Raw genomic sequence first — 2,861 nt, 5'->3', positions numbered from 1 at the left:
AAGCCCAAGCTATTGGTATGACAATCAATGGAATGTAGCCTTTAGCCAAAAAGCAAGCAAGATAAGGTGGATTATCCCCCAGGTTTTACCAAATGAACAAGGAGAGCTTTCCTTTGTGGTGAAGGTTATTTTAAAAAATTTTGACAAAATTAAAATTATGTGTTATCCTTAAATAAGGAGATGATGAAGATGAGAAAGATATTAGTAAGTAGTTTGATGGCAGGAGGGTTAGTTTGGAGCCTTGTCATTGAGAATGGAGGGGATAGAGGGATTCTGGTTGCAAACAGCCAAAATAATCCTGAGTTGGCGGCAGATATACCTAGCGACCTTATCTGCTGGTATCAACCAGGAAGCCTTAGCGCAACATCAAATGTTGTCCAAACCGAGGTTCTTTTGGGAACAGAAACCGTGGTAAGGGTTGTTCCAAAAATAACCTATGTGAAAAAGGATGGAACATTTACCATAGACATTGAGGCTTTAAATGTCTCTGACCTTGGGGCAGCCCAATTATACCTTTATTTTGACAAAAATAAGGTAAATATTACCCCTTACGGGACACCAAGCAAAGGCTCTCTCTTTGGGGGAGGAGCCTGGACAGTAGACCCCCTTATTGAGAGGGATAAGGGATATATCTACATCTGTGATGTCTTATTATCTGGCTCTGGAAATGGAACAGGAACCTTAGTAGAAAAGATTATCTTTTCCTCCCTGGTGGATGACCCAACCTCTGAGTTTGTCTTTGGCACAATAACCCTTCTTAAAAGCGATTTTATAACCGAGATTCCCTATACTACAGAACAAGGCTCTATCTTCCCATATTTACTAGACCACTTTGACCTTTTAGCCCCAATTGATGTTATAGCAGGAAGGGCCTGGACAATGACGATAACCGTAAAGGACCAGCAAAATAATGTGTATAAAGACTATAAGGGAATACCTATCATATCAGTTAACCCAGGAACAATTTCATATCAGATTTCCAAATTCTCTAATGGTGTTGGAATAGCTACCATAACAAGGTATCAAGTAGGAACAATGGTATTGACGGTCAAAGATAGCGAAAATCCAAGTGTTTCTACTCAGATACCTTCTATTATGGTAAGGTATCTTTGCGACTTTGGAAACAGCTTTATCTCTAACGACCCTGACAACAAGATAGTCTTTGAGGATTTAGTCTGGTTTGCCCGATACTGGCGTGCTTATTATTCAGGTGGAACTCCTTCTACTTGGGCAAAGGGAGATGTAGGAAGGCAACAAATGAGCGGAAATCCACCCTATATCATCTCAGAGCCTAATGGCAAGGTAGATTTTTGGGACTTAGTGATCTTTGTGAGGATGTGGAGGTGGTCTCAAGGAAAAGGAAAGCCAATGGCTCTTGAGGCTCCAAAATTTTCCCTTTCCCAAGAAAAGCTTGAAGCAGAAAAGGGAGAGGAATTTAATGTAAATATTACAGCCAATGCAAATAACCTTTTGGGTGTAAATATAAGGCTAGATTATGACCCAGCAAAGATTGAGCTTATCTCTTTAGAGGAGGGCGATTACTTTAAAAAGCAAAATCTTGCCTTAAAGGATAACACAATAAGCCTAGCAAGCCTTGAGGATATGAATGGTATCTCAAAGGAAGCCCCTCTTTCAAACGCAAGATTTAAACTAAAGGATGAAAATGCCTCAAGGATTAAGATAAAAATCTTCTATCTTCAAGCTGGGGATGATGTAAAAGAGACAGAGCTTGAGGTTATGGTAGAACCACTTGATCCTCCTCCTTACTCAGCCCTATTCCAAAGCGTTCCCAACCCGGCAAAGGATAGTGTCTTTATTCCCTTCCAGCTTGCTGAGGCTGGCGAGACAAAGCTTACCATTTACAATATCCTTGGTCAGGTTGTAAAGGAGATAGGGCCAGAATTTAAACCAAGGGGATATTATACCCTCAAGAACAAAAAGGCACTTTCTTGGGACTTAAAGAATAATGCAGGTCAAAAGGTAGCGAATGGGCTATATTTTTATAAACTCTCCTCGGGTAAATTCTTTGATGTAAAGTCAATGGTTATCTCAAGGTAGTTGAAAGGGTTTGTTCTTCTTATCCTCCTTTTTAGCTTAAAAATTTATGCGGTTGAGATAAGGATAGAGCCAGAAAATATATTCACAAGAAAGGGAAAGGACTTTGCCGTTGATATTTATGCTTTAAATGTCTCTGACCTTGGGGCAGCCCAATTATACCTTTATTTTGACAAAAATAAGGTAAATATTACCCCTTACGGGACACCAAGCAGGGGCTCTCTCTTTGGGGGAGGAAACTGGATACCAGGGCTTGAGCCTATTATTGAAAGGGATAAGGGGTATATTTGGCTCTATGATGTTTTACTCTCTGGCTCGGCAAATGGAACAGGCACATTGGCAGAAAAGATTATCTTTTCCTCCCTGGTGGATGACCCAACCTCTGAGCTTAGCTTTGGCACAATAACCCTTCTTAAAAGCGATTTTATAACCGAGATTCCAATTTCTAGGGCGGTAAATGGCAAAATTTTTCCATACTTTATTGATTTTCCAAGCCTTAAGGTTTATCCAAACCCTTACCGGGCTGATAAAGAAAGAGATAGACCATATATAGTATTTGAGATCCCAGATGGTTCGGATATTTTAATTTATACTATCTCGGGAATACTAATAAAAGAATTTAGAGATGTTATAGGCCCTGTTTTCTGGATGCTTGATAATCAAGCAAACAAGCCTGTTTCCTCGGGAATGTATATCTACGAGATAAAAAATAAGGATGGAAGGAAAGCAAAGGGAAAAGTAGGGGTGATAAGATGATATCGGATTTCGGATTTCGGATTTCGGATTTTTTACAAAGTTTGTGCCTC

Annotated in this window: 2 protein-coding genes; both read left to right on the top strand. The window is 39.8% G+C overall.

The features are described from left to right. The first annotated feature begins 189 nt into the window (after window positions 1–189). A complete protein-coding gene (locus tag AB1397_05125) occupies window positions 190–2,058 on the top strand; it encodes a cohesin domain-containing protein (protein MEW6482366.1) in 1,869 nt (622 codons plus the stop codon). Further along, window positions 2,059–2,811: a hypothetical protein gene (locus AB1397_05120; protein MEW6482365.1), complete on the top strand. Its 753-nt coding sequence runs from the start codon at window positions 2,059–2,061 to the stop codon at window positions 2,809–2,811. It begins immediately after the preceding gene. The last annotated feature ends 50 nt before the right edge of the window (window positions 2,812–2,861 follow it).

The organism is bacterium (genome assembly GCA_040756715.1).
Taxonomy (GTDB): Bacteria; UBA9089; UBA9088; order UBA9088; family UBA9088; genus JBFLYE01.
Note: the sequence above shows the minus strand (reverse complement) of the source record. Positions and strands in the feature narration are given on the sequence as shown.